The organism is Paracidovorax oryzae ATCC 19882 (assembly GCF_000687165.1).
Taxonomy (GTDB): domain Bacteria; phylum Pseudomonadota; class Gammaproteobacteria; order Burkholderiales; family Burkholderiaceae_C; genus Paracidovorax; species Paracidovorax oryzae.
Genome location: NZ_JMKU01000005.1, coordinates 235,471 through 261,224, shown reverse-complemented (window position 1 = coordinate 261,224; position 25,754 = coordinate 235,471). Strand labels below are relative to the sequence as shown.

The 25,754-nt window shown below is 68.0% G+C and carries 26 protein-coding genes; 19 read left to right on the top strand and 7 right to left on the bottom strand.

Annotated features, from left to right (window positions below):
- Nucleotides 1-232: 232 nt before the first annotated feature.
- Nucleotides 233-532, bottom strand: a complete 300-nt coding sequence (gene rpsT, locus T336_RS0104755) for a 30S ribosomal protein S20 (RefSeq protein WP_011794312.1) — start codon at nt 530-532, stop codon at nt 233-235.
- A gap of 131 nt (nt 533-663) precedes the next feature.
- Here rpsT and murJ point away from each other — a divergent pair, with 131 nt between their 5' ends.
- Both murJ and T336_RS0104745 read left to right on the top strand, forming a co-directional pair.
- On the top strand, nt 664-2,229 hold the full coding sequence (gene murJ, locus T336_RS0104750; protein WP_026431674.1) for a murein biosynthesis integral membrane protein MurJ: 1,566 nt from the start codon (nt 664-666) through the stop codon (nt 2,227-2,229).
- Nucleotides 2,230-2,306: 77 nt separating this feature from the next.
- Entirely contained in the window at nt 2,307-3,158 is an 852-nt protein-coding gene (locus T336_RS0104745) for a SirB1 family protein (RefSeq protein WP_013593642.1), read from the top strand.
- A gap of 2 nt (nt 3,159-3,160) precedes the next feature.
- On the opposite strand, the gene queF is transcribed toward T336_RS0104745, so the two are convergent.
- From queF to T336_RS0104725, 4 genes are all read right to left on the bottom strand, one after another.
- On the bottom strand, nt 3,161-4,006 hold the full coding sequence (gene queF, locus T336_RS0104740) for an NADPH-dependent 7-cyano-7-deazaguanine reductase QueF (protein ID WP_013593643.1): 846 nt from the start codon (nt 4,004-4,006) through the stop codon (nt 3,161-3,163).
- Nucleotides 4,007-4,022: 16 nt separating this feature from the next.
- Entirely contained in the window at nt 4,023-4,919 is an 897-nt protein-coding gene (locus tag T336_RS0104735) for a 2OG-Fe(II) oxygenase (RefSeq protein ID WP_019703660.1), read from the bottom strand.
- A 101-nt stretch (nt 4,920-5,020) separates the two neighbouring features.
- On the bottom strand, nt 5,021-5,800 hold the full coding sequence (gene yaaA / locus T336_RS0104730; protein WP_026431673.1) for a peroxide stress protein YaaA: 780 nt from the start codon (nt 5,798-5,800) through the stop codon (nt 5,021-5,023).
- A 93-nt stretch (nt 5,801-5,893) separates the two neighbouring features.
- A complete protein-coding gene (locus T336_RS0104725; protein WP_026431672.1) occupies nt 5,894-9,022 on the bottom strand; it encodes an Rne/Rng family ribonuclease in 3,129 nt (1,042 codons plus the stop codon).
- A gap of 585 nt (nt 9,023-9,607) precedes the next feature.
- On the opposite strand from T336_RS0104725, the gene T336_RS0104715 reads away from it, so the two are divergent.
- Genes T336_RS0104715 through T336_RS0104700 form a run of 4 tightly spaced genes read left to right on the top strand, consistent with a single transcriptional unit; the run spans nt 9,608 to nt 12,795 of the window.
- On the top strand, nt 9,608-10,645 hold the full coding sequence (locus tag T336_RS0104715; RefSeq protein ID WP_019703665.1) for an RluA family pseudouridine synthase: 1,038 nt from the start codon (nt 9,608-9,610) through the stop codon (nt 10,643-10,645).
- 13 nt (nt 10,646-10,658) lie between these two features.
- A complete protein-coding gene (locus T336_RS0104710; protein WP_019703666.1) occupies nt 10,659-11,327 on the top strand; it encodes an HAD-IA family hydrolase in 669 nt (222 codons plus the stop codon).
- A gap of 29 nt (nt 11,328-11,356) precedes the next feature.
- The gene (locus T336_RS0104705; RefSeq protein WP_019703667.1) at nt 11,357-11,734 is read left to right on the top strand and encodes a Rieske (2Fe-2S) protein; all 378 of its coding nucleotides are present in this window, start codon (nt 11,357-11,359) and stop codon (nt 11,732-11,734) included.
- Between the two features lie 8 nt (nt 11,735-11,742).
- Nucleotides 11,743-12,795 carry a S49 family peptidase gene (locus T336_RS0104700; RefSeq protein ID WP_019703668.1) on the top strand — a complete coding sequence of 351 codons (1,053 nt, stop codon included), beginning with the start codon at nt 11,743-11,745 and terminating at the stop codon, nt 12,793-12,795.
- A 66-nt stretch (nt 12,796-12,861) separates the two neighbouring features.
- On the opposite strand, the gene T336_RS0104695 is transcribed toward T336_RS0104700, so the two are convergent.
- Together T336_RS0104695 and T336_RS0104690 are read right to left on the bottom strand one after the other, a co-directional pair.
- On the bottom strand, nt 12,862-13,683 hold the full coding sequence (locus tag T336_RS0104695; protein ID WP_019703669.1) for an SAM-dependent methyltransferase: 822 nt from the start codon (nt 13,681-13,683) through the stop codon (nt 12,862-12,864).
- The gene (locus T336_RS0104690) at nt 13,680-14,279 is read right to left on the bottom strand and encodes a Maf family protein (protein WP_026431670.1); all 600 of its coding nucleotides are present in this window, start codon (nt 14,277-14,279) and stop codon (nt 13,680-13,682) included. The genes T336_RS0104695 and T336_RS0104690 overlap by 4 nt, the downstream gene beginning before the upstream one ends.
- Before the next feature lie 26 nt (nt 14,280-14,305).
- On the opposite strand from T336_RS0104690, the gene T336_RS0104685 reads away from it, so the two are divergent.
- The 13 genes from T336_RS0104685 (at nt 14,306) to T336_RS0104625 (ending at nt 25,358) form a co-directional block, all read left to right on the top strand.
- Nucleotides 14,306-14,857: a YceD family protein gene (locus tag T336_RS0104685; protein ID WP_019703671.1), complete on the top strand. Its 552-nt coding sequence runs from the start codon at nt 14,306-14,308 to the stop codon at nt 14,855-14,857.
- 104 nt (nt 14,858-14,961) lie between these two features.
- On the top strand, nt 14,962-15,144 hold the full coding sequence (gene rpmF / locus T336_RS0104680; RefSeq protein ID WP_005794249.1) for a 50S ribosomal protein L32: 183 nt from the start codon (nt 14,962-14,964) through the stop codon (nt 15,142-15,144).
- A gap of 112 nt (nt 15,145-15,256) precedes the next feature.
- A complete protein-coding gene (gene plsX, locus T336_RS0104675; protein ID WP_019703672.1) occupies nt 15,257-16,291 on the top strand; it encodes a phosphate acyltransferase PlsX in 1,035 nt (344 codons plus the stop codon).
- A 23-nt stretch (nt 16,292-16,314) separates the two neighbouring features.
- Nucleotides 16,315-17,292 carry a beta-ketoacyl-ACP synthase III gene (locus T336_RS0104670; RefSeq protein ID WP_026431669.1) on the top strand — a complete coding sequence of 326 codons (978 nt, stop codon included), beginning with the start codon at nt 16,315-16,317 and terminating at the stop codon, nt 17,290-17,292.
- 60 nt (nt 17,293-17,352) lie between these two features.
- Nucleotides 17,353-18,309 (top strand): ACP S-malonyltransferase, encoded by a 957-nt coding sequence (fabD, locus tag T336_RS0104665; protein ID WP_019703674.1) that lies wholly within the window; start codon nt 17,353-17,355, stop codon nt 18,307-18,309.
- 22 nt (nt 18,310-18,331) lie between these two features.
- The gene (gene fabG / locus T336_RS0104660; protein WP_026431668.1) at nt 18,332-19,087 is read left to right on the top strand and encodes a 3-oxoacyl-ACP reductase FabG; all 756 of its coding nucleotides are present in this window, start codon (nt 18,332-18,334) and stop codon (nt 19,085-19,087) included.
- Between the two features lie 103 nt (nt 19,088-19,190).
- The gene (acpP, locus tag T336_RS0104655) at nt 19,191-19,430 is read left to right on the top strand and encodes an acyl carrier protein (protein ID WP_003058049.1); all 240 of its coding nucleotides are present in this window, start codon (nt 19,191-19,193) and stop codon (nt 19,428-19,430) included.
- A gap of 67 nt (nt 19,431-19,497) precedes the next feature.
- Complete coding sequence (gene fabF, locus T336_RS0104650) at nt 19,498-20,742, top strand: beta-ketoacyl-ACP synthase II (protein ID WP_019703676.1); 1,245 nt, start codon at nt 19,498-19,500, stop codon at nt 20,740-20,742.
- Nucleotides 20,743-20,781: 39 nt separating this feature from the next.
- Nucleotides 20,782-21,285 (top strand): hypothetical protein, encoded by a 504-nt coding sequence (locus tag T336_RS0104645; protein ID WP_026431667.1) that lies wholly within the window; start codon nt 20,782-20,784, stop codon nt 21,283-21,285.
- A gap of 12 nt (nt 21,286-21,297) precedes the next feature.
- Nucleotides 21,298-21,927, top strand: a complete 630-nt coding sequence (gene rpoE / locus T336_RS0104640) for an RNA polymerase sigma factor RpoE (protein WP_013593661.1) — start codon at nt 21,298-21,300, stop codon at nt 21,925-21,927.
- A 62-nt stretch (nt 21,928-21,989) separates the two neighbouring features.
- On the top strand, nt 21,990-22,613 hold the full coding sequence (locus T336_RS0104635; protein WP_026431666.1) for a sigma-E factor negative regulatory protein: 624 nt from the start codon (nt 21,990-21,992) through the stop codon (nt 22,611-22,613).
- Between the two features lie 178 nt (nt 22,614-22,791).
- Nucleotides 22,792-23,751: a MucB/RseB C-terminal domain-containing protein gene (locus T336_RS0104630; protein ID WP_035225312.1), complete on the top strand. Its 960-nt coding sequence runs from the start codon at nt 22,792-22,794 to the stop codon at nt 23,749-23,751.
- A gap of 125 nt (nt 23,752-23,876) precedes the next feature.
- Nucleotides 23,877-25,358, top strand: a complete 1,482-nt coding sequence (locus T336_RS0104625) for a DegQ family serine endoprotease (protein WP_026431664.1) — start codon at nt 23,877-23,879, stop codon at nt 25,356-25,358.
- The last annotated feature ends 396 nt before the right edge of the window (nt 25,359-25,754 follow it).

Below are 25,754 nucleotides of genomic sequence, written 5' to 3'. Positions count from 1 at the left end.
GATTCTCCCATCAAAGTGAAAACCTTTGCGAAAATCAAGCTTCGTTTTCCCAGTCCATGGTATTGGGACCATCAATACAGTGGCAATACGCACCTGGTGCCACTTTGCGTGCCGCAGCAGGGGCCGGAAACGAAAAAACCGCCCGAAGGCGGTTTTCCGTTTTCTTGCTGACAGCGCACCCGTTGCAAACGGCGGGCGGCAGGGCCACCCGGGCTGTTTTGCCTGAAGAGGGTCAGGCGGCCAGTGCCAGGGCTTTCACCTTGGCGGACAGGCGGCTCTTGTCGCGAGCGGCCTTGTTCTTGTGGAAGATGCCCTTGTCGGCGATCGTGTCGACCACGGACTGCATCTTGGCGAACAGTTCGGAGGCCTTCGTCTTGTCGCCGGCCAGGACGGCCTTCTCGACGTTCTTGACGGCGGTGCGGTACTTCGAGCGCAGCGAGGTGTTGGCTGCGTTCAGCTTCACGTCCTGGCGCGCGCGCTTGCGGCCGGAGGCGAGGCGGGGGTTCTTTTTCTTGGGCTTGGCAGATGCCATGATGTGTTCCTTAGGTGTCTGAGGATGATGTCAGCAAAGCCGGCAATTATAGCCCAGGCCGCCGCGGGGCGCTTCACCTGCCCCTGCCGCGGGGCGGCGGGCCACGGTGCGTAGCGCATACACTCCTGCCCGTGTCCCTGTTCAAAGCCGCCTCCACTGTCTCCCTGCTGACCCTGGCCTCCCGCGTGACGGGGCTGGCGCGCGATCTGCTCATGGCATCGATGTTCGGCGCGAGCGCCCTCACCGACGCCTTCAACGTCGCTTTCCGCATTCCCAACCTGTTCCGCCGCCTCTTCGCCGAAGGGGCATTCAGCCAGGCCTTCGTGCCCGTGCTGGCCACGCACCGGGCGCAGCATGGCGAGGACGCCACGCGCGCGCTGATCTCGAGCGTGGCGACCACGCTCTTCTGGGTGCTGCTCTTCACCTGCCTGGCGGGCGTGCTGGGCGCGCCGCTGCTGGTCTGGCTGCTGGCCAGCGGCCTGCGGCAGAACCCGGAGGGCTACGACGCAGCCGTGCTGATGACGCGCTGGATGTTCCCCTACATCGGCTTCATGTCGCTGGTGGCGCTGTCCGCCGGCGTGCTCAATACGTGGAAGCGTTTCGCCGTGCCGGCGGCCACGCCGGTGCTGCTCAACCTCTGCATGATCCTCGCCGCGTGGCTGGGCGCGCCGCAACTGGCCGCCCGCGGCATCGAGCCCATCTACGCCATGGCGGGAGGGGTGATGCTGGGTGGGATCGCGCAACTGGCCGTGCAACTGCCGGCGCTGCACCGGCTGCGGCTGCTGCCGCGCATCGGCATGTCGCCCGCCGCGGTCCGGGCCGCCTGGCAGGCGCCCGGGGTGCGGCGCATCCTCACGCTCATGGGGCCGGCGCTGCTGGGCGTGGGCGTGGCGCAGATCTCCCTGATGATCAACACGCAGATCGCGTCCTACCTGGCCCCGGGCAGCGTCACCTGGCTGTTCTACGCGGACCGCCTGATGGAGTTCCCCACCTCGCTGCTGGGCGTCGCCCTGGGCGTGGTGCTCACGCCGCAACTGGCGGCCGCCCGTGCCGCCGGCGACGCGCAGCGGTATTCCGCCATGCTGGACTGGGGCCTTCGCATCGTGGTGGTGCTGTCCGTGCCGTGCGCCGTGGCCCTGCTCACCTTCGCGCAGCCGCTGGTGGCCACGCTGTTCCACCATGGCGCGCTGCACGATGGCGACGTGGGGCAGATCGCCCTGGCGCTCGCCGGCTACGGCGTGGGGTTGCTGGGCCTCGTCGCCATCAAGGTGCTTGCTCCCGGCTACTACGCCAGCCAGGACATCCGCACTCCCGTGCGCATCGCGGTGGCCGTGCTGTGCGTGACCCAGCTGCTCAACGCCGTCCTGGTGCCGACGCTGGAGCATGCGGGCCTGGCGCTGTCCATCGGGCTGGGCGCGCTGGTGAATGCCGTGTGGCTGCTGGTCGGGCTGCTGCGCCGCGGCAGCTTCCAGCCGCAGCCCGGCTGGGGGCGCCTGCTGCTGCAGGTCGTGGCAGCCAGCGCCCTGCTGGCGATCTTCCTGATCTGGGCCAGCCGGTACATCGACTGGATCGCGATGCGGGCCCACGAGGCGCAGCGCGTGGGGTGGCTTGCGGTTTTCCTGGCGGGGGCCGCGGTGCTGTACTTTGGCGCGCTGTGGGCGGCGGGGATGAAGCTGCGCCAGCTGCTGCGCCGCTGAAACCCGACAAAAAATTTACCAATGCGTGGAATGCGTCTGCTTGACGCCCCCCGGCGCACGCCCGTACAACCACTGGCATGGCTCTGAGCTATTCCCTACCGACACCGCTCGAATACTTCGCCGCCCTCGTGCAGAGCGACGAACAATTCCCCCTGCTGGAAGCCGCGGCCTGCATCGCCCACGACGAATACCCCGAGTTCGACGTGCAGCAGCTGCTTGGCGACATGGACCAGTTGCTGGCGCGTGTGCGTCGCCGGTTGCCGGAGGATGCTTCGTCGCTGCAGCGGCTGCGGTCGCTCAACCAGTTCTTCTTCCACGACCTGGGCTTCGGTGGCAACGTCAACAACTACTACGACCCGGACAACAGCTATCTGAACGCCGTGCTCCGTACGCGCCGGGGCATTCCGATTTCCCTGGCCGTGCTGTGGATGGAACTGGCGCAGGGGCTGGGGCTGCATGCGCGGGGCATCTCGTTTCCCGGGCATTTCATGGTCAAGGTGCTGCTGCCGCGTGGACAGGTGGTGCTGGACCCGACCACGGGCCAGTCCCTGTCCCGCGAAGACCTGGCCGAGCGGCTGGAGCCGTTCCGGCGGCGCAGCGGCCTGGTGGACGATTTCGAAGTTCCCCTGGGGCTCTACCTGCAGGCCGCCCCGGCCCGCGAGGTCATTGCCCGCATGCTGCGCAACCTGAAGGAAATCCACCGGTCCCAGCAGGACTGGGGGCGTCTCGCGGCCGTGCAGGAACGGCTGGTGCTGCTGCTGCCCGATGCCTGGGGCGAGTGGCGGGACCGCGGCCTCGCACGGGCTGAACTCGGCCATGCGGAAGGGGCGGTGTCGGACCTCGAAACCTATCTGGCCCATGCCGAGGACGCGCTCGACGTCGATGCCATCGCCGCGCGGCTCGAGCAGCTGCGGCGTACCGGCGACTGACCCTATTGCCGCGCCGTGCGGATGTTGGCCGGCAGTGCCTGGGGATGGCTTGTGCGCAGCGGATTGATGTCCAGCCCGCCGCGCCGGGTGTAGCGCGCGTACACCGACAGCTTGATCGGGCGGCAACGCGTCCACAGGTCCATGAAGATGCGCTCCACGCACTGCTCGTGGAACTCGTTGTGGTTGCGGAAGCTGACCAGGTACTGCAGCAGGCCGGCCTGGTCGATCTGGGCCCCGCTGTACTGGATGCGCACGCTGCCCCAGTCCGGCTGCCCCGTCACCAGGCAATTGCTCTTGAGCAGGTGGCTGGTGAGCGTTTCCGTGACGGGGGCTTCGCCGTGGTTCGCATGCAGCAGTTCCGGGGCGGGGGTGTAGTGCGTGCACTCCACGTCCAGGCGGTCCAGCAGCAGGCCGTCGAGTTCCTGCACGGGCTCGCGGTCGAACATCTCGGGCAGCACCAGTTTCACGCCCACGGTCGCCTGGCGGTCCGAGCCGCGCCACGCGGCCTCGCTGATGTCCGTCCGGATGCGCGCCTGCACTTCCGCGGCATCCGCGAATCGCGTGTTGTTGAAGCTGTTCAGGTAGAGCTTGAACGACTTGCTCTCGATGATGTTGGGCGTCTCGCAGGGAACGGTGATGTGCGCGAGCGCGACCTGCGGCTTGCCGCGCAGGTTCAGCCATGACAGCTCGAAGGCGGTCCACAGGTCTGCCCCGAAAAAGGGCGGGGCTCCCGTCACGCCGATCTCGTCGCGCTTGGGCTGGCGGGGCAGGGGGAACAGCAGCGAGGCGTCGTACTGGTCGGCGTAGCCGGAAACGCGGCCCAGCTGGGATTGGTCGGGAGTGTTCATGGTGTGTTTGACAGCATCATTCGAAGCGCCGTTCGCGCAGCCATTTCGTGGCGATCCACTTGTCGCCGGCGATGACAGGGGCTCCGCCATGGAGCGTGCGCGTGGAAGGGTGGGGGCGTTCGTAGCTGAAGAACACCGCGTTCCCGCGGCGCGGAGCCACCTCCAGATGCACGTCGGGGAAGGTGGTGCCACCGCCCTTTTCCGGATCGTTGAGGTAGATGACGATCGTGGCCACCCGCTGCCCGCCCCGGCGCAGGATGGTCGGCGTGCCGGGCTCCGCGGGGTCGAAATAGTCGTAGTGGGGCTTGTATTCGGCGCCGGGCCGGTAGTGCAGCACCTGCAGGCCCTCGCCGTTCTCCAGGGGCCAGTTCACCAGCCGGGCGATGCGCGCCTCCAGCTTTGCCACCATGGGGTTTTCCTCGCGCTGGAAGAACATGCCGTTGCTCGTGCGGTCATCGTTGACCTCCTCGCCGCCCGTGCGCGTGGCGACGGTGAGCGACCGGGCCATGCGGGGGCGGGCCGCATCGATGATGGCGTCGCATTCCTCCGGCGACAGCAGGTTGCCGAACAGCACCACGCGCGGCTGGGCCATGACCATCAGCACGTCCACGCGGCGGTCGCCGACGTCGATGCTGCCGGGGGATTCCGCCAGGTCCGGCTCGGGCACGCGCGAGGCGGCCGGCTGGCCCTGCTGCACCGCCAGCGCGTCCAGGTGCTCGCGCAGCACGTGTTCCATCGCGTAGGTGGCCACGTCCTCGCTCCAGCCCGCGTCGAGCATGGATTGCAGCACGGCGGGCGCACCGAAGCCTGCCTGCGCCTGCGCGACGATCCAGGTGCGCAGTTCCGGCGTGATGGATTGGGAGAGGGCGGCGTCCGTGTCGGCGCGCGCTGCAACGGGGCGGTTGGCGGACATGTGTTCGGTCGGGAAAGTGGGTGGGGATGCAGCCATCGGCAATCGGGTACGTTAACCCCCGTGCCAAACACGGCTGCGGAGTGCGGTTTTTAGGGCGCGTCTCAGCCAGCGTCCCTGCGGCGGAAGACGAGGCGGTCCTGCGCCGAGGTGGATGCGTCGAACGCATAGCCCTCGAGATCGAAACCTTCCAGCTGGCGGGGCGCCACCACGCGGTGCTGGATGGCATAGCGCGCCATCAGACCGCGGGCGCGCTTGGCATGGAAACTGATGATCTTGTAGCGGCCGCCCTTCCAGTCCTCGAATACGCATTCGATCACGCGGGCCTTCAGCACGGCGGTGTCCACGGATTTGAAGTATTCCTGTGATGCCAGGTTCACCACCACCGGCGTCGCGTCGGCCGCGAGGCGCTGGTTCAGGTGTTCCGCGATGCGCTTGCCCCAGAACCGGTAGAGGTTGGCACCGGCCCCGGTGGCCAGCCGCGTGCCCATCTCCAGGCGGTAGGGCTGCATCCGGTCGAGGGGGCGCAGCACGCCGTAGAGGCCGCTCAGGATGGCGAGATGGTCCTGTGCCCAGCGCAGTCCGTCGCCGTCCAGGCTCCGGGCATCCAGGCCTTCATAGACATCGCCGTTGAACGCGAAGAGCGCCTGGCGGGCATTGTCGGCCGTGAACCGCGGCGACCATGCGGCATAGCGCGCGGCATTGAGTCCGGCCAGCGCGTCGCTGATATCCATCAGGGACGCGAGCTCCTGCGGAGACTTCTCGCGCAGCACGCCGATGAGCTGCGTGGATTCGGGAATGAAAGGGGGAAGGGTGTGGGCCAGCCCTGGCGGCAGCGGGGTGTCGTAATCCAGGGATTTGGCGGGAGACAGCAGGAACAGCATCGGTGCGGATTCCCTCGGGGCGAACGGATGGTGCGTAAAAATGCGGACGGCCGGCGGCGCCATGCACATGGCGTCGCCGGCCGTCAGGGCCCGTCAGGCGACGGACGAAGGCTGCTGTTCGAACGGCAGCTTCAGGTCGCGCAGGTCGCGGCGGGTCTCCACCAGCACCAGCGGACCTTCATCCAGCACGACGGCCGGGGGCCGCTCGCGCGGCACGTGCACCGGGCGGGGCTCCGCGGCGATCGCTGCCTGGGCGGCGGCGATCTTCTCCGCGTCGGAGTTCACCCATTGCAGGCCCGAGCTTTCGGCGATGCGGTTCAGCTCATCCACCGGCAGCTGGAAGGCCTGCACGCGTGGCAGTCCCGGCACGGCGGCTGCTGCGGCCGGCGCAGGCGCTGGCGTGGCGACCGGAGCGGGCGCAGGCGCCGGGGTCACGGCCGTGGCGACTGCAGGTGCCGGCGCTGCCGCCGGGATGCCGGCCGGGGCCTGCGCAGGTTCCGCAGGGGCCTCGCCGTGCGGCGCTGCTTCGGAAGCCGCCGTCGCGGCGACGGGCACCGGTGCGCTGCCGCCCTGGCTGAAGTAGCTGCGGCGCGGCGCTTCCTGGGCAGCGTCTTCCCCCGCCACGTCCTGCACGGCCTGCGCCGTGGTGGATTCGTCCACCGGTGCGGATTCCGCCTCGGCGCCTTCGCGCGGTGCGCGCTCCCGGCGGTCACGTCCGTAGCGGTCACGCGACCTCCGCTCGCGGCGCGGCTCCTCGCCCGAGGCGGAGCCCGCGGCCGGGCCGCCGGCTTCGCCGCCGGTCAGGTCCAGATCGGGCAACGAGGCCATCGGGGACGTATCCACGAACTCGGCCTGGCCTTCCTCTGCGCGCGGACGGCGGTCGCCGCCGCGTTCACGGCGCTCCCGGCGCTCGCCGTTGCGGGGACCCCGCTCGCCGCGCTCCTGCGGTGCGGCACCCTGGCCTTCGATACCGACGTCCTGGGCTGCCGCCATGCCGGCGTCCGTGCCCAGCGGCTGCTGGCGCGGAGCGTCACCGGTCTCCCGGCGTTCGCGGCCGCGGCCGCCTTCACGGCCTTCGCGGCCATTGCGGGGCGCGTGATCTCCTTCGGAGCGAAGGGATGCATCGCGTCCGTTCTCGCGTCCACCTTCGCGGTCGCGATCGCGTTCCCGTGCCGGCCGGCCTTCGCGGCCCTCGGCATCGCGCGGACCCCGGCCGTTGCGCGGCGCTTCGCCTTCGGCGCGCTCGGGGCGCTCTCCGCGCTCGCCACGGCGTCCGCGGCCTTCCGCGCCACCGTTATCGCGCTGCCCGTCGCGGCCGCCACCGTTGCCGTCGCGTCCGCCGCGCCGGCCTCCGCGGCGTCCGTCACGCGGGGCATCGGCGGCAGGCGCGGGAGCCGGCGCCGCTACCGGCGCGGACACCGGTGCCGGAGCGGTGCTCGGTCCGAAGCCGAAGAGGCTCTTGAGCCAAGCGAAGAAGCCCTGTTCCTGCGGGGCCGCCGGTGCCGGAGCGGGGGCTGGTGCAGGCGCCTGTGCCGGGGCGGGCGCGGCGGCCGCGTGCGAGCCGTTGCGCGGGCCTGCCGTACGCGGCGTTTCGGGGCGCGGCTCGGCGATCGGGGCGGGCGCATCGGGCAGCACACCCTTGATCACAGGGGTCTGCTTGTTTGTCGGCTCCTGGGAGCGGCGCGTCACCGTGGTCGGGTCTTCCATCTCCTCGGCCAGCTTGTAGCTTGCGGCGATGTGGTCCAGGCGTGGGTCGTCGTGCTTGAGGCGCTCGAGCTTGTACTTGGGCGTCTCCATGGTCTTGTTGGGCACCATGAGCACGCTCACGCGCTGCTTGAGTTCGATCTTGGCGATCTCGGTGCGCTTCTCGTTCAGCAGGAACGAAGCCACTTCCACCGGCACCTGGCAGTGCACGGCGGCCGTGTTGTCCTTCATGGACTCTTCCTGGATCATGCGCAGGATCTGCAGCGAGAATCCTTCCGTGTCGCGCACGTGGCCGGTGCCGTCGCAGCGCGGGCAGCGGATGTGCGCACCTTCGCTGAGCGACGGCTTCAGGCGCTGGCGGCTCATCTCCATGAGGCCAAACTTGCTGATCGTGCCGAACTGCACGCGGGCGCGGTCGTGGCGCAGCGCGTCGCGCAGGCGGTTCTCGACCTCGCGGCGGTTCTTGCTCTCCTCCATGTCGATGAAGTCGATCACGATCAGGCCGCCCAGGTCGCGCAGGCGCATCTGGCGGGCCACCTCGTCGGCGGCTTCCAGGTTGGTGCGGGTGGCGGTTTCCTCGATGTCGCCACCCTTGATGGCGCGGGCCGAGTTCACGTCCACGGACACCAGCGCTTCCGTATGGTCGATCACGATGGCGCCGCCGGAGGGCAGGGTTACCGTGCGGGCATAGGCGGACTCGATCTGGTGCTCGATCTGGAAGCGGCTGAACAGCGCCGCGTCGTCGCGGTAGCGCTTGACCTTGGCGGCATGCTCGGGCATGACGTGCGACATGAACTGCTGCGCCTGTTCATAGATGTCGTCCGTATCGATGAGGATGTCGCCGATGTCGTTGTTGAAATAGTCGCGGATCGCGCGGATCACCAGCGAGGATTCCTGGTAGATCAGGAAGGCACCCTTGCCGCCCCTGGCGGCGCCGTCGATGGCGGTCCAGAGCTTGAGCAGGTAGTTTAGGTCCCACTGCAGCTCGGGCGCCGAGCGGCCGATGCCGGCGGTGCGCGCGATGATGCTCATGCCCTTCGGGTACTCGAGCTGGTCCATCGCCTCCTTGAGCTCGGCGCGGTCCTCGCCCTCGATGCGGCGCGACACGCCGCCGCCGCGCGGGTTGTTGGGCATCAGCACCACGTAGCGGCCGGCCAGCGACACGAAGGTGGTCAGGGCCGCGCCCTTGTTGCCGCGTTCTTCCTTCTCGACCTGGACCAGCAGTTCCTGGCCTTCGCGGATCACGTCGTTGATGCGGGCCTGGCTGGGCGAGACGCCCTCGGCGAAATACTGGCGGGAGATTTCCTTGAAGGGCAGGAAGCCGTGGCGGTCCTCGCCGTAATCCACGAAGCAGGCTTCCAGGCTGGGCTCGACACGGGTGACGACCGCCTTGTAGATGTTGCCCTTGCGTTGTTCGCGCCCCTCGATCTCGATCTCGTAGTCCAGCAGCTTCTGGCCGTCCACGATGGCAAGGCGCCGTTCTTCGGGCTGCGTGGCATTGATGAGCATCCGCTTCATGATGCGTTTCCTTCTTCGTATGGGTGCGGGACGCCGCGCAGCACAGGGGCTGCATGCGTCCCGGGTTCAACCGTTGACACAGGCTCTTCAGGAGCCATGGATGCCAGGGGCCGACGCACTGAAACGAAGGGAATTGCCGCTGAAAGCCAGGCGGCCGCGAAGCTGTTGACTAGCTCGGCAGCCGGGGTGGTGGGGCGTGGATGGGGGCGATGAAGGAAGCGCGCTTCCTGGCCGGGAAGAATGTCGCCGGCAGGGCGCGCCATGCGGGCACGTCGGGCATGCGGACGGCCCGCGCCAGGGGCTTCTGCCCCTGCCACAGTGCCATGATCCAAGCCATCAGCGCCAACATGTTTTTCGCTTTGATCCGCGGCAGGGGCGATCTCCGTGGAGAGGCGGCCTGCCGGTTGGGGATTCCGTTTGGGTGTTTCAATTTGTCAGCCGGGCCGGGTGGCATGCGGGCCTTCGCAGGCAACCGGCCTGCAATCTGCGCGCACGACGCCCGTTGGCATCGACCTTCCTGTACGGCGTGTTGGATCGCGTGGACTAAACTCCAGACAAATCAACCACTTACACAACGTCGCACAGGTGAAACACATTATAGGGGCCAAACCGGCACCCGGCCGTCCCCCCGCCGACTCCGAACCGGGTGCCGTGGCCGTGCGCTGGGTGGAGGTCGATGCCGAGTCCGCGGGGCAGCGGCTGGATAACTTTCTGATACGTGAGCTCAAGGGCGTGCCCAAGACGCACGTCTACCGCATCATCCGCAGCGGCGAGGTCCGCATCAACAAGGGGCGGGCCGCGGCCGACACCCGCGTCGAGGCCGGTGACGTGGTCCGCGTGCCGCCCGTGCGCATTTCCGATAAGGTGGCTGCCAAGGCGGAGCGGCCCGCGCCGGCCAGGGAGTTTCCCCTGCTGCTGGAGGACGAGCACCTGATCGCCCTGGACAAGCCCGCCGGCGTGGCCGTGCATGGAGGCAGCGGCGTGAGCTTCGGCGTCATCGAGCAATTGCGCCAGGCGCGCCCGCAGGCGCGCTTCCTGGAGCTGGTGCACCGCCTGGACCGGGAAACCTCGGGCATTTTGCTCGTGGCCAAGAAGCGTTCGGCGCTCACGCACCTCCAGGACCAGTTCCGCGAGCGCGAAACCGGCAAGACCTACCTGGCCCTCGTGTCGGGCGAGTGGCCGGAGCGCCTGAAGGTCATCGACGCCCCCCTGCACAAGTACCTGCAGGCCGACGGCGAGCGCCGCGTGCGCGTGACCACGGAAGTCGATCCCGACGGCATGCGCTCCATCACCCTCGTGAAGGTGCGCAGCCGCGTACCGGCCCGGCCGACCGAGGGGCTGCCCGCCATGGCGCTGCTGGAAGTGACGATCAAGACCGGCCGCACCCACCAGATCCGGGTCCACCTGGCCAGCCGGGGCCACCCGATCGTGGGCGATGACAAATACGGCGACTTCGATCTGAACCGCCGTGTCCAGAAGCACGGCCTGCGCCGCATGTTCCTGCATGCATGGCGGTTACAGTTCAGCCATCCCGCCAGCGGCGAGCGCGTCGAACTGCATGCCGAACTGCCGGCGGAGCTGTCCGGCTTCCTGCCCGCCGCTCCCGCTCCCGCTCCCACCTGACGCCCGCCGCCCCATGTCCGCCACCCGTGCCCGCCGCTTCGACCTCATCGCCTTCGACTGGGATGGGACCCTGTTCGACTCCACCGCCATCATCGTGCGCTGCATCCAGGATGCCGTGCGCGACGTGGGCGGGCAGGTGCCCAGCGACCGCGATGCCGCCTGGGTGATCGGCATGGGGCTGATGGAGGCACTGGCGCATGCAGCACCCCACGTGCCGCGCGAAAAGCATGCGGAACTGCGCAGCCGCTACGGCTACCACTACGCGCGCCACCAGAACGACCTGAGCCTTTTCGAGGGGGTGCTGCCGATGCTGGAAGACCTGCGCGCCTCCGGCCACCTGTTGGCCGTGGCCACAGGCAAGAGCCGCCGGGGGCTCGACGAAGTCCTGCACACGGTTTCGCTGCGGGGCATGTTCGATGGATCCCGGACGGCCGATGAGACCGCCAGCAAGCCGCATCCCCTGATGCTGCAGGAGTTGATGGCGGAGTTCGGCGTGCCGCCCGGGCGGCTGCTGATGATCGGCGACACCACCCACGACCTGCAGATGGCCCGCTCGGCCGGCTGTGCCGGCGTGGGCGTGAGCTACGGAGCGCACGAGCCCTCCGGATTCCATGCGCTGGAGCCGCTGCACGTCGCCCATTCCGTGGCCGACCTGCACGACTGGCTGGTGCGCAACGGCTGATCGCACCGGCGCACCCTGGAGGGCCGAACATGACCGATGTCCCGGGACCGGCCATTCCCCTGTGCCCGAGCGACGCGCTGCGGGAGGGCGGCGATGCCGTTCCATTTGATGTCGTGTGGGCCGGGCAGTCCTGCCGTGCCTTCGCCATCCGCTACCAGGGGCAGGTCCATGCCTACCTGAACCAGTGCACCCATGTGCCCATGGAGATGGATTGGCAGCCCAACCGCTTCTTCGATGACACGGGGCATTGGCTGCTCTGCGCCTCGCATGGCGCGGCCTACCGCCCCGACACCGGCGCCTGTGCGGGCGGCCCCTGCCGTGGCGGACTGGTGAAGATCGCAATTTCGGAAGAGTCCGGAGTGGTGCGCTGGCATACTGGCTCCCAGTTGCAACCCGTGGAATTCTGAGACATCCCATGACCGATCCGACCCGGAAAGAACCCTCCGGCCTGGAAGCTGATCCGTCGCCCACGCCTGACCTGTGGGCCCAGAGTGCTCCTGAAAAAATAGCGAAAGACACCCCGGCCGCGGCCGACAGGCCCCCTGGCTGGGAGCGTGAGGTGCTGGAAAAACTCGTCTTCGCCACCCTCTCCGAACAGCGCTCAGCGCGCCGCTGGCGTGTTTTCACCCGCATGGCATGGCTGGTTTTCCTGGTCGCCGTGGCCTGGGTGTTGCTTGCGCGCGACGTTACGACGCCCAGCAAAAGCACGCCGCACACCGCCGTGGTGGACATCAAGGGCGAGATCGCGTCCGGTGCAGAGGCGAGCGCGGAATTCGTGGTCGCTGCCATGCGCAGCGCCTTCGAGGACTCCGGCTCCCAGGCCGTGGTGTTGCTCATCAACTCCCCTGGCGGCAGCCCCGTGCAGGCTGGCATCATCAACGACGAGATCATCCGGCTCAAGGCCAAGTACAACAAGCCGGTCTATGCGGTGGTCGAGGAAACCTGCGCATCGGCTGCCTACTACATCGCGGCCGGCGCCGACCAGATCTTCGTGGACAAGGCCAGCATCGTGGGCAGCATCGGCGTGCTGATGGACGGGTTCGGCTTCACCGGCACCATGGAAAAGCTCGGCGTGGAACGCCGCCTGCTCACGGCGGGCGAGAACAAGGGCTTCCTCGATCCGTTCAGCCCGATGTCCGAGAAGCAGCGTACCTATGCACAGGCCATGCTCGACCAGATCCACCAGCAGTTCATCCACGTGGTCCAGAAAGGGCGGGGCGATCGCCTCAAGCCCACGGCGGACACGTTCAGCGGCCTGTTCTGGACGGGCCAGCAGGCCGTCGACATGGGGCTGGCCGACCACCTGGGCAACCTCGATTACGTGGCCCGCGAAGTCGTCAAGGCCGAGGACATCATCGACTACACGCGCCGGGACAACGTGGCCGAGCGCCTGGTGAAGAAGTTCGGCGCCGCCATGGGCGAAACCGCCATCCGCGCCCTGGGTGCCAGCTTGCCGGCCGTGCGCTGAACAGGCGGGTTCCCTCCCGCAAGAAAAAGAGGCGCCGCGGCGCCTCTTTTTCGTTCCCGCCGGAGATCACCGTCCGATGGCGAACACGACGGGCGTGCGGCTGTCCAGCGCCTCCGGCTGCTGGCGCCAGTGGCGCACGAGCTGGCTGGCCGTGCGGGCGCTGGCCAGGGTCAGGCCGCTGGCGAATGCCAGCCGGGTGTGGGGCTGCAGCGTCTTGACCAGGGCTTGCCACAGCGCAGGGTTGCGATAGGGTGTCTCGATGAACAGCTGTGTCTGCCCCTGCCGCAGCGCCAGCGCCTCCAGTTCCCGGATGCGCTGCGTGCGCTGGGCCGCATCCTGCGGCAGGTAGCCGTTGAACGCGAAGTTCTGGCCGTTGAGGCCGCTGGCCGCCAGGGCGAGCAGCAGCGAGACGGGACCGGTGAGCGGCTCCACGCGCACGCCCAGGTCATGGGCCGCGCGCACCACCGAGCTGCCGGGGTCCGCCACGGCGGGCATCCCTGCCTCGCTGACCAGCCCCATGTCGTGGCCCGCCATCGCCGCGGCCAGCAACGGGCTGGCATCGAAACCGGCCGCGCCACCGGGGGCTCCCTGGTGGTCCCCCTTCTTGTGGACCTCGCGCGGCAATTCGGTAATGGACTGTTCCTGCAGTGGCGCCGCCAGCGGGTGGAGCGCATCGATGCGCTTGAGGTAGGCGCGCGTGCTCTTCGCGTTCTCGCAGATCCAGTGGGTGATGCCTGCCGCCTTCCGCAGGGTGCCCGCGGGAAGGGCATCCTCCAGCGGTGCCTGTTCGTCGCACCCGAAATCCAGGGGGGCCGGGACGAGATACAGCGTGCCGCGGGACGTGCCGGCCGCACCGGGTGGCAGGGGAGGGCGGGCCTGCTCCGTCATGGCAGCACCAGGCCCGCGTCGCGCAGCATGCGGCACGTGCGGATCAGCGGCAGGCCCACCAGCGCCGTGGGATCGTCGCTCACGATGGCGTCCAGCAGGCTGATGCCCAGGCCTTCGCTCTTGGCGCTGCCCGCGCAGTCATAGGGCTGTTCGGCGCGCAGATAGCGCTCGATCTCTTCATCGGAGAGATCCCGGAAGCGCACTTCCACCGGTGCGAGATCGGTGGCCTCGAAACCCGTGGCGGCGCAGGCCACGGTCACGGCCGTCTGGAACACCACGGTCCGGCCGCGCATGCGCTGCAGCTGGGCCACGGCCCGCTCATGGGTGCCCGGCTTGCCGAGCGGGGAGCCGGACAGGTCCGCCACCTGGTCGGAGCCGATGACGACCGCATCGGGGTGGCGCCGCGCCACATCGCGCGCCTTGGCCTGCGCGAGCCGCAGGGCCAGATCGCGCGGAGACTCGCCGGGTTGAGGGGTTTCGTCCACATCGGGCGCGGAAACGTCGAAAGGCACTCCCAGCCGGGCGAGCAGTTCGCGCCGGTAGCGGGAGGTGGAGCCCAGTACCAGTGGGCGGAGAGGGGGGGCGGGGGCAGACATGGCGGCGATTCTCTTACACTGCCGGCATGACCAAGGAATTCTCTCCCCAGCGCCTCGACGTCAAGGCATTCGCGCAGGCGGGCGGTCATCTGTCCGGCCATGATTCGCTCCTGAAATACGAGCGACTGGCGCAGGAGGCCAAAGGGCTGCACCCTGACCTGCTCGTGGACTGGACGGCCGACGGCGAAGTGCGGACCACGCACGGCATCGGTGGCCAGATCTGGCTGCGGCTGCGGGTGCGCGCTGCTTTCCCCATGACCTGCCAGCGCTGCCTCGGGCCGGTGGACGTCCCCCTGGAGGTCGATCGCGAGTTCCGGTTCGTTGCCGACGAGGCCACGGCCGAGGCGCTCGACGACGAGAGCGAGGAAGACCTGCTGGCCCTGAGCCGCGAATTCAACCTGCGTGAACTGATCGAGGACGAACTCCTCATGGCGCTGCCGCTCGTGCCGCGGCACGACGAATGTCCTGCCCCCGTGCGGATGGCCTCCAGCGACGAGGATTTCGAGGAGGCCAGCGCGGACAAGCCGAACCCCTTCGCTGCGCTCGCATCCCTCAAGACCGGCAAGCCTGGGGGTTGAAAAACCATTTGGGCTATAATCATGGGCTTCGCGCGAATCCCCTCGTGTCTTCAATGGGCTGATCGCGTTTTTACCAACCCACCCTTTCAAGACCAGGAGCCACCATGGCTGTTCAACAGAACAAAAAGTCCCCTTCCAAGCGCGGCATGCACCGTTCGCACAACGCCCTGAACGTGCCCGGCATCGCTGTCGAGCCCACCACCGGCGAAACCCACCTGCGCCACCACATCAGCCCCAACGGCTTCTACCGTGGTCGTCAGGTGCTGAAGAACAAGTCCGAAGCCTGATCTTCGCCCGCGCGCCGAGGCCCGCTGCTACACATGCGGTAGCGCGGGCCTTTGTTTTGTCCGCTGCTTCTTTTTTCCGGATCCCGCTCGCGTGCGATCCGGCGAGTCGCCCATGATCACACTGGCTGTCGACTGCATGGGGGGCGATCACGGCCCCCGCGTCACGCTGGCGGCTTGCCGCCAATTCCTCGAACACCATCCGCAAGCGCGGCTGCTGCTGGTGGGCCGGCCCGAGAGCCTGGGCGGGTTCGCGCACGAGCGTGCCCAGGTCGTCCCGGCCAGTGAGGTCGTCTCGATGGACGACCCCGTGGAGGTGGCCCTTCGCCGCAAGAAGGACTCCTCCATGCGCGTGGCGATTCAGCAGGTGAAGGACGGTGCAGCCCAGGTCGCCGTGTCGGCGGGCAATACCGGTGCACTGATGGCGATCGCGCGCTACCTCCTGAAGACCCTGGACGGCATCGACCGGCCCGCCATCGCCACCCAGATGCCCAATGCCCGGGGCGGTGCGACCACCGTGCTGGACCTGGGCGCCAACGTGGATTGCAGTGCCGAGCATCTGCTGCAGTTCGCCGTCATGGGCGCGGCCCTGGTGTCGGCGCTGCACGAGGGTGCGCAAGAGCCTGCGGTCGGCCTGCTCAACATTGGCGAAGAGGTCATCAAGGGCAATGAAGTCATCAAGCGCACCGGCGAGCTGCTGCGCTCCGCGTCCGAATCCGGTGACCTGAACTTCTATGGCAACGTGGAAGGCAATGACATATTCAAGGGCACCGTGGACATCGTCGTGTGCGATGGCTTCGTGGGCAACGTGGCGCTCAAGGCCAGCGAGGGCGTCGCATCGATGATCGTCGGCGCACTCAAGCAGGAGTTCAAACGCGGCATCTTCACGAAAATCGCGGCAGTTGTGGCCTATCCGGTGCTATCTGCGCTGATGCGGCGCATGGACCACCGCCGTTACAACGGTGCGGCGCTGCTCGGGCTGCGGGGGCTCGTCTTCAAGAGCCACGGGTCCGCTGACATATTGGCGTTCGAGCAGGCTTTGATCCGCGCGTATGATGCGGCCCGCAACAACCTGCTCGATCGAGTCCGTTCGCGGGTTGCGCATGCCGCGCCCCTGCTGGGGCCCGCCGCCGCGCAGCCGTCGCCCTGACGGACCGTTTCGGGCCCCAATGAATGAGCCGTTATTCCCGCATCACAGGCACCGGCAGCAGCCTGCCCCCGCGCCGTCTGACCAACGCCGACCTCGTGGCCGAACTGGCCGGGCGGGGCGTTGAGACCTCGGACCAGTGGATCGTGGAGCGCACGGGCATCCGCGCCCGGCATTTCGCCGAGCGGGACGTGTGCAGTAGCGATCTGGGGCTGGAGGCGGCGCGGCAGGCGCTGGATGCCGCGGGCTTGCAGCCTGCGGACATCGACCTCATCATCGTCGCCACGTCCACGCCGGACATGGTCTTCCCTTCCACTGCGTGCATCCTCCAGAACAAGCTGGGCGCCAATGGCTGCCCCGCATTCGACGTTCAGGCGGTGTGCAGCGGGTTCATCTATGCGCTGACGGTGGCGGATTCCATGATCCGCTCGGGCGGTGCCCGCCGCGCCCTCGTCGTGGGCTCCGAAGTGTTCAGCCGGCTGCTCGACTTCAACGACCGCACCACCTGCGTGCTGTTCGGCGACGGTGCGGGCGCAGTGGTCCTGGAGGCCTCCGAGACGCCGGGCATCCTCGCGAGCGACCTGCATGCGGATGGCAGGCATGTCGGCATCCTGTGCGTGCCGGGCAACGTGTACGGCGGCCAGATCCTTGGCGACCCGCTGCTCAAGATGGATGGCCAGGCGGTGTTCAAGCTGGCCGTGGGCGTGCTCGACAAGGCCGCCCGCGCCGTGCTGGACAAGGCCGGCCTGAAGGAGTCGGACGTGGACTGGCTGATTCCCCACCAGGCGAACATCCGCATCATGCAGGGCACGGCCAAGAAGCTGGGCCTGCCCATGGACAAGGTGGTGGTCACGGTGGACCAGCATGGCAATACGTCGGCTGCATCCATTCCCCTGGCGCTCGACCATGCCGTGCGCTCCGGCCAGACCCGTCCCGGCCAGAACCTGCTGCTCGAAGGCGTGGGGGGCGGCTTCACCTGGGGCGCCGTGCTGCTCACGCTGTGAGGCCTGCCGCGGCTGCGCCGACGCGCGGCCCCGGTGCCTCTTACGACCTGAATTTCCCTCATGACCACGAAGAACTTCGCATTCGTCTTTCCCGGACAGGGATCGCAATCCGTCGGCATGCTCGACGCCTGGAGCGGCCATCCCGCCGTGGCCGAAGCCGTCCAGGAGGCCTCCGACGCACTCGGCGAGGACGTCGGCCGCCTGATCCATGAAGGCCCCAAGGAAGCCCTGGCGCTGACCACCAACACCCAGCCCGCGATGCTGGTCGCCGGCGTGGCGGCCTGGCGCGTCTGGCTCGCGGAAGGCGGCGCGCAACCTGCCGCGGTGGCCGGGCACTCCCTGGGTGAATATTCCGCCCTGGTGGCCTCCGGCGTGCTCACCCTGTCGCAGGCAGCTCCGCTGGTGAGGCTGCGCGCTTCCGCCATGCAGGAAGCCGTGCCCGTGGGCGTGGGTGCCATGGCAGCCATCCTCGGGCTCGAATCCGCGAAGGTGATCGAGGGCTGCGCCCAGGCCACCGCCGCCTTCGGGGCTGGCGGCGCGGACGTCGTCGAGGCCGTGAACTTCAACGATCCGGCCCAGACCGTGATCGCCGGCACCAAGGCGGGCGTCGAGAAGGCCTGCGAGATGCTCAAGGCTGCGGGCGCCAAGCGCGCGCTGCCACTGCCCGTGTCCGCGCCATTCCACTCCAGCCTCATGAAGCCGGCTGCCGAGAAGCTGCGCGAGGCACTGGCCGGCCTGTCCCTGGCCGCTCCCCGCATCCCCGTGGTCAACAACATCGACGTGGCCGTGGTGCAGGATGCGGGCGCGATCCGCGATGCGCTCTATCGCCAGGCCTTCGGCCCGGTGCGGTGGGTGGAGTGCATCGGCGCGCTCAAGGCACTGGGGGCAACCCACGTGATCGAGTGCGGCCCCGGCAAGGTGCTCACGGGCATGGCCAAGCGCATCGACGCGACCCTGGTGGCCGGCTCCGTGTACGACCCCGCATCCCTGCAGGAAACCCGCGAACTGCTGGCCTGAGACGGCTGCCCGGAGAGACACCATGACCCTTTCGAATTCTTCCGACAACACCACCCGCATCGCTCTGGTGACGGGGGCCTCCCGCGGCATCGGTGCCGCCATCGCCGCCGAACTGGCGGCGCGGGGCTTCCGCGTCATCGGCACGGCCACCACCGAAGACGGCGCGCAACGCATCACCCAGGCGCTGTCCGCGCACGCAGGCTGCCGTGGTGCCGCCCTCGACGTGAACGACGCCGCGGCGCTGGACGCACTGATCGACGGCATCGTGAAAGAGCAGGGCGGCCTGCATGTGCTGGTCAACAACGCCGGTATCACGCGCGACCAGATCGCCATGCGCATGAAGGACGACGACTGGGATGCCGTGCTCGACACGAACCTCAAGGCGGTGTTCCGGGCCTGCCGCGCCGTGATGCGGCCGATGATGAAGCAGCGCTACGGACGCATCGTCAACATCACGAGCGTGGTAGGCGCCTCCGGCAATCCGGGCCAGGCCAACTACGCCGCGGCGAAGGCAGGCCTTGCCGGCATGACGCGCTCGCTGGCCCGCGAACTGGGCAGCCGCGGCATCACGGTGAACTGCGTGGCCCCCGGTTTCATCCGCACCGACATGACCGCCGAGCTCTCCGAAGAGCAGCACAAGGCCCTGCAGACGCAGATCCCGCTGGGCCACATGGGCCAGCCATCGGACATCGCCAAGGCCGTCGCCTACCTCGCTTCGGACGACGCAGGTTATGTGACCGGCCAGGAGTTGCATGTCAATGGCGGCATGTACATGTAATTGATGAAAGTTGACGCCGGTTGTTCCGCCCGGCGAGCCATTTCGAGGTGTATCCCGATACGGCTAGAATCGCGGATTCATTCACAACCCCCAAAGGGAAACCATGAGCGATATCGAAGCACGTGTCAAAAAAATCATCGCCGAGCAACTCGGCGTGGAAGAGTCGCAAGTCACCAATGAAAAGGCTTTCGTGGCCGACCTGGGTGCCGACTCGCTCGACACGGTGGAGCTGGTGATGGCGCTGGAAGACGAGTTCGGCATCGAGATCCCTGACGAAGACGCAGAGAAGATCACGACGGTGCAGAACGCCATCGACTACGCGAACACCCACCAGAAGGCCTGAGCCTGCGGTCTCGCCTTCCCCTCGGATCGCCCTGCGGTCCGGTATCAGCACGAAAGAGTCTTAGCGCATGAGCCGTCGTCGCGTCGTCGTGACCGGCCTGGGTTGCGTCAGCCCCGTCGGTAACACGGTGGCGGAAGCCTGGGCCCGAATCCTTGCCGGTCAGTCCGGCATTGGCCTCATCACCAAGTTCGATGCTTCGAACTTTGCCTGCAGGATTGCTGGCGAGGTCAAGGATTTCGACCTGAATGCCTATATCAGCGCCAAGGATGCGCGCACGATGGACAGCTTCATCCACTACGGCATAGCCGCAGCGGAGCAGGCCGTGCGCGATGCGGGCCTGCCTGTGGGCGAAGCCCTGGACGAGGAGCTGGCCACCCGGATCGGCTGTATCATCGGCTCGGGTATCGGCGGCCTGCCGCTGATCGAGAACACGCATGCGGAGCTGGAGAACCGCGGCCCGCGTCGCATCACTCCCTTCTTCGTTCCCGCGTCCATCATCAACATGGTGGCAGGGCATGTTTCCATGCGCTTCGGCTTCAAGGGGCCGAATCTCTCGGTGGTCACCGCCTGCACCACGGGCCTGCACTGCATCGGCGAGGGCGCCCGCAAGATTGAGTATGGCGACGCCGACGTGATCGTCGCCGGCGGCACGGAATCCACGGTCTCGCCCCTGGGTGTGGGAGGGTTCGCTGCCATGCGCGCGCTGTCCACGCGCAACGACGATCCCGCCACGGCATCCCGTCCGTGGGACAAGGACCGCGACGGCTTCGTGCTGGGAGAAGGTGCCGGCGTGCTGGTGCTGGAAGAGTACGAGCATGCGAAAGCCCGCGGCGCGAAGATCTATGCCGAGCTGTCCGGCTACGGCATGAGCGCGGACGCCGGCCACATGACCGCCCCCAACATGGACGGCCCGCGGCGTGCCATGCTGTCGGCCCTGCGCAATGCCGGCATCAATGCCGACGAGGTCGATTACCTGAACGCACATGGCACCTCGACGCCCCTGGGCGATCTGAACGAGACCAATGCGATCAAGGCGGCGCTGGGCGACCATGCCCGGAACATGGTGGTGAGCTCGACGAAGTCGATGACCGGCCACCTGCTCGGCGGTGCCGGCGGCATCGAGAGCGTGTTCACCGTGCTGGCGCTGCATGACCAGAAGGTGCCTCCCACGATCAACATCTTCGAGCAGGATCCGGAGTGCGATCTGGACTACTGCGCCAACACTGCGCGGGACATGAAGATGGACGTCGCGGTGAAGAACAATTTCGGCTTCGGCGGCACCAACGGCACGCTGGTCTTCCGGCGCATCTGACGGCTGCACCGCCGTCACGGCTCCGAGGCACCTGCATCCATGGCCGATTCCGCGCAGGAGGAGTTCCTCGCTCCGGTATTGCGCCATCCCGCAGGCGCAGGGCACCGTGTGCGCAGCTGGGTGCTCGGGGCCGGTCTCGCGGGCTTCATGGCGTGTTCGGCATGGGCGCTCCTCGGAAGCGGCGGATCCGTCCGGACTGCCGCCTGCGCAATGGTGCTGTGGAGCGTGGTCCTGCTGCAGGGCTGGCATGCGGCGTCCCGGTGGCCGTCCGGAGTCGTGGCATGGGATGGGCTGCTGTGGCGCCTGGACCGTGGCAGGGCGCATCCCCCGGTATGCGGGCGGCTGGAGGTGGCGCTGGATCTGCAGCGGTTCCTGCTGGTTCGCCTCGTAGGCCAGGATGGCCGGCGGGCATGGCTGGGCCTCGAGCCGGGCCGCCATGCCCCCGGATGGGCCGCGCTGCGCCGTGCGGTATATTCGCGCCCCAGACGGGAGCCCGCAGCCCAGGGGCCGACGATGCCCCCTGCTCATCGCCTCGATGCGTGAGCTCACGAATACATGAACGCTTCCCTGCCCCCGCCTTCCCCTGCCGACAGCGACCTCCAGCTCGTGGAGCGCACCGTGTCCGGCGACCAGCGGGCCTACGGGCTGCTGGTCGTGAAGTACCAGCGCCGCATCGAACGCCTCATCGGCCGCATGGTGCGCGACTCGGACCTGGTGCAGGACATCGCCCAGGAAACCTTCCTGCGTGCCTACCGTGCACTGCACCAGTTCCGCGGAGAAGCGCAGTTCTACACCTGGCTCTACCGCATCGCGGTCAACACGGCGAAGAAGGCCTTGATGGACATCAAGCGCAATCCCGTCATTTCCGAGAACGCATTGCGCGGAGGAGAAGACGAGGATGAAACTTCCCGTATCGGACACGAACTAACCACCGACGAAACGCCGGAAACCGTGATGGCCGCGCAGGAGATCGCCGCGGCGGTCAACACGGCCATGGAAGCGTTGCCGGAGGATCTGCGCCAGGCGGTCACGCTGCGCGAGATCGAAGGCCTGACCTATGAGGAAATCGCCGAGGTGATGCAGTGCCCCATAGGAACGGTGCGATCGAGGATATTCCGTGCCCGGGAGGCGATTTCCGCCCGGGTGCGGCCATTGCTGGAAAAGCAGACAGGCAAGCGCTGGTGACGCAGGCGTGCCCGGGGAGCCGGGGCGGCGTGCCGGCCCAAGGACGATAGCAGGTGAGAAGCATGAAAGACGATCCGACAATGCGTGAGCAGCTTTCCGCGCTGGCCGACGGCGGCATCGGCGAGGCCGAGTGGGGCGAAGCCTTCACTTATGCCCAGACCGCCGAAGGCCAGGAGGCCTGGGCCGTCTATCACCTGATCGGCGATGTGCTGCGCTCCCCGGAGCTGGCCCGTCCTGGAAGCACTGTGCTGGCCGATCGCGTGATGGCCCAGTTGGCACGGGAAGGGCGGCCGGCCGCCGAGGTGGCCCTGCCGGACGCCGCGGTCCCCCTCGCTCCTGCGGTCCAGGCCCAGGGCGAGGCGGCGAATGCTGCCGTGTTCCGCTGGAAGATGGTCGCCGGGATGGCATCGCTGGCCGCGGTCGGCGTGCTGGGCTGGAGTGGCCTGTCCGGCGGGCTGCCGGCCGGTGGCGAAACCCGGCTGGCTGCCGCGCCGGCCCGCCTGGAGGCGCCTGCCGCCACGACGCTGGTGTCCGCAACGGATCCCTCGGGCGAACCGCAGGTGATGCTGCGCGACCCGCGCCTGGACGAGCTGCTGGCAGCGCACCGCCAGTACGGAGGTGCTTCCGCGCTCCAGATGCCGGCAGGTTTCCTGCGCAATGCCACCTTCGAGACGCCCCAGCGCTGAGCGCTTGCAATACCGGAGATCAGGATTGGCAGGTCCGCGCAACGCCGGTGGCTGGTGGAAGTGGGCCCGGTGCGGTCACCGGGCGAAGGCCGTGGCGGGCCTGGCGGCATGGCTGGCATGCGCCCCGTGGCCCGGCGCCTGGGCAGGCACCGGGGACGGCAGCGCCGGTGCCGGTGCCATGGTCCGGACTGGATCATCGGCCGCTTCCGCCCCGGAGGTCCGCGCCGAGATCGACGACTGGGTGGAGCGCATCCACCGGGCATCGCGAGAGCAGAGCTACCGCGGGAGCTTCGTGGTCTGGTCTTCCGCAGGGGGCATGACCAGTTCGCGCATCTGGCACGCCACGGACGGCAAGGTGCAGATCGAGCGCATCGAGGCCCTGGATGGCTCGCCGCGCACCGTGTTCCGCAAGGACGATCTGGTGCGAACTTTCCTGCCGCGGGCGCAGGTGGTGAAGGAAGAGCGGCGGGACATGCCGGGCCTGTTTCCCCATCTGCCGCAGGCCGAAAGCAGTGCCGTGCTGCGCCATTACCGGGCCCGGTTCCTCGGCAGCGACCGGGTGGCGGGCCAGGATGCCCGCATCCTGTGGCTGGAGCCCCGCGACGGGTTGCGCTTCGGATACCGCATCTGGATGGCGCAGCCGAGCGGCCTGGTCGTCAAGTTGCAGACGCTGGGCCTGCGCGGCCAGGTGCTGGAGCAGGCCGCGTTCTCGCAGATCGACTTCGACACGCCGCCCACCGTGCCCCAGCTGGCGGCGCAGATGGACGATACCCGCGGGTTCCGGCTGCTGGCCCTTCCGCTGGTGAAGACGACGGCACGGGAGGCTGGGTGGCAACTGAGCAGGCCGGTGGCCGGCTTTGTCCCTGGCGATTGCTACAAGCGGGATCCGGCCGTGCTGGCCAGGATGCCCATGCCGCCCCTGCAGTGCATTTTCTCGGACGGCCTGGCAACGGTCTCCCTGTTCTTCGAGCCCTACGACGCCGCGCGCCACGCCGGCGAGCCGCGCCGCATGGACATGGGCGCCACCCAGACCCTGGCGCAGCGGGTGGGCGGAGGCTCCACCTGGCTCACCGCCGTAGGCGAGGTGCCGCAGGAGACCCTGCGGCAACTGGTGGAGCAGATCGAGCCCGCGCGTTGATCCGCGCGCGGCCGGTGGATGCCCGCCGTGGCGCCGGGAACCAAACACGGCCTTGTCCTTCACACCTTCGCATGCGTTTTTGCACAACATCGGCGATTTGCCCCGAAAAGAAAGAAAGGTCTTTCATGTTCTCCATGCCGTGTAACCCATCGCGTTTCCGGACACTCGTCCGCTCCCTCGCTGCAGCCGGAGCCGTCGCCCTGGTCCCCGCCGGTGCGCTGCACGCGCAGGCCGCCACGGCCAGCCCGCCCCCGGTGGTGCAGGGATTGCCGGACTTCACCGACCTGGTGGACCAGGTCGGCCCGGCGGTGGTGAACATCCGGACCATCGAGAAAGCGCCCGACCGTTCCTCCGCGAATGGGATGGACGAGGAGATGCTGGAGTTCTTCAAGCGCTTCGGCCTGCCGATGCCGGGCGCGCCGCGCCAGCAGCGCCCCCAGCGCCCGGACGACGAGCAGCCGCGCGGCGTGGGTTCCGGCTTCATCCTCACCTCCGACGGCTACGTGATGACCAACGCCCACGTGGTGGAGGGCGCGCAGGAAGTGCTGGTCACGCTGACCGACAAGCGGGAGTTCAAGGCCAAGATCGTGGGCTCGGACAAGCGCACCGATGTGGCGGTGGTGAAGATCGACGCCACGGGGCTCCCCGCGGTGAAGGTCGGCGACATGAACCGGCTGCGCGTCGGTGAATGGGTGATGGCCATCGGCTCGCCGTTCGGCCTCGAGAACACGGTCACCGCCGGCATCGTGAGCGCCAAGCAGCGCGACACGGGCGACTACCTGCCGTTCATCCAGACGGATGTGGCCATCAACCCCGGCAATTCGGGCGGCCCGCTCATCAACATGCGCGGCGAGGTCGTGGGCATCAACAGCCAGATCTACTCGCGCTCCGGCGGATTCATGGGCATCTCCTTCGCCATCCCGATCGACGAGGCCATCCGCGTGAGCGACCAATTGCGGGCCACGGGGCGCGTGACCCGCGGACGCATCGGCGTGCAGATCGGCCAGGTCACGAAGGATGTGGCGGAATCGATCGGCCTGGGCAAGACGCAGGGCGCGCTGGTGACGGGCGTGGAAACCGGCTCTCCGGCCGACAAGGCTGGCGTGGAGGCTGGTGACATCATCACCCGCTTCGATGGCAAGAGCATCGAGAAGATTTCCGACCTGCCGCGCCTGGTGGGCAACACCAAGCCCGGCAACAAGAGCACCGTGACGGTGTTCCGGCGCGGTGCCACGAAGGAACTGCCCATCACGGTGGCGGAGGTGGAGCCCGACGACAAGCCGACGGCCGCAGCCGGAGACCGCGGCGCGAAGCCCAAGGCGTCGCCTGCCGCAATGCAGCTCGGCCTCGCGGCCGCCGACCTGACCGATGCCCAGAAGAAGGAACTGAAGGTCAAGGGCGGAGTGCGCGTGACGGGCGTGACCGATGCGGCGGCCAGGGCAGGCCTGCGGGAGGGCGACGTGATCCTGGGGGTTGCCAACACCGAGGTCTCCAGCATGAAGGACTTCGATGCCGTCCTGGCCAAGGCGGACAAGTCCAAGCCCATCAATGTGCTTTTCCGCCGGGGTGACTGGACCCAGTACGCCGTCATCCGGCCGAGCCGGTAAGACGCGGCAATGAAAGGCAAAGGCCCCATCCTGGAGTGGGAATTGGGGCCTTTCCGCAGCCGGTGATCCCCCTCTGGGCGGGGGCTTTGAACACGCAGGGGCGGGAAAAAAGTTCTATCTATGCATTTGGATAGAATGCTGCACGTTTTCAGGGGCATGTCTGCATATGCAAAGCCGGTAACATCACCATATGGGATCGCCCCTTTTCATGCACAGGTGTTCCACAGATCGCCCACAAGTTGTTCTCATGATGTGTCGGCATATTGTGAATAAGCTGTGCATAAATACTGCGTTGCAGGGTGGCAACGCGCCCTGCGGGTCATGATGCGGGCTTTCCCTGTCGGCCTTTTTGCCTACAATGAAGCTCCAACCATCGCAGTTGCCAAAGATTGTTGG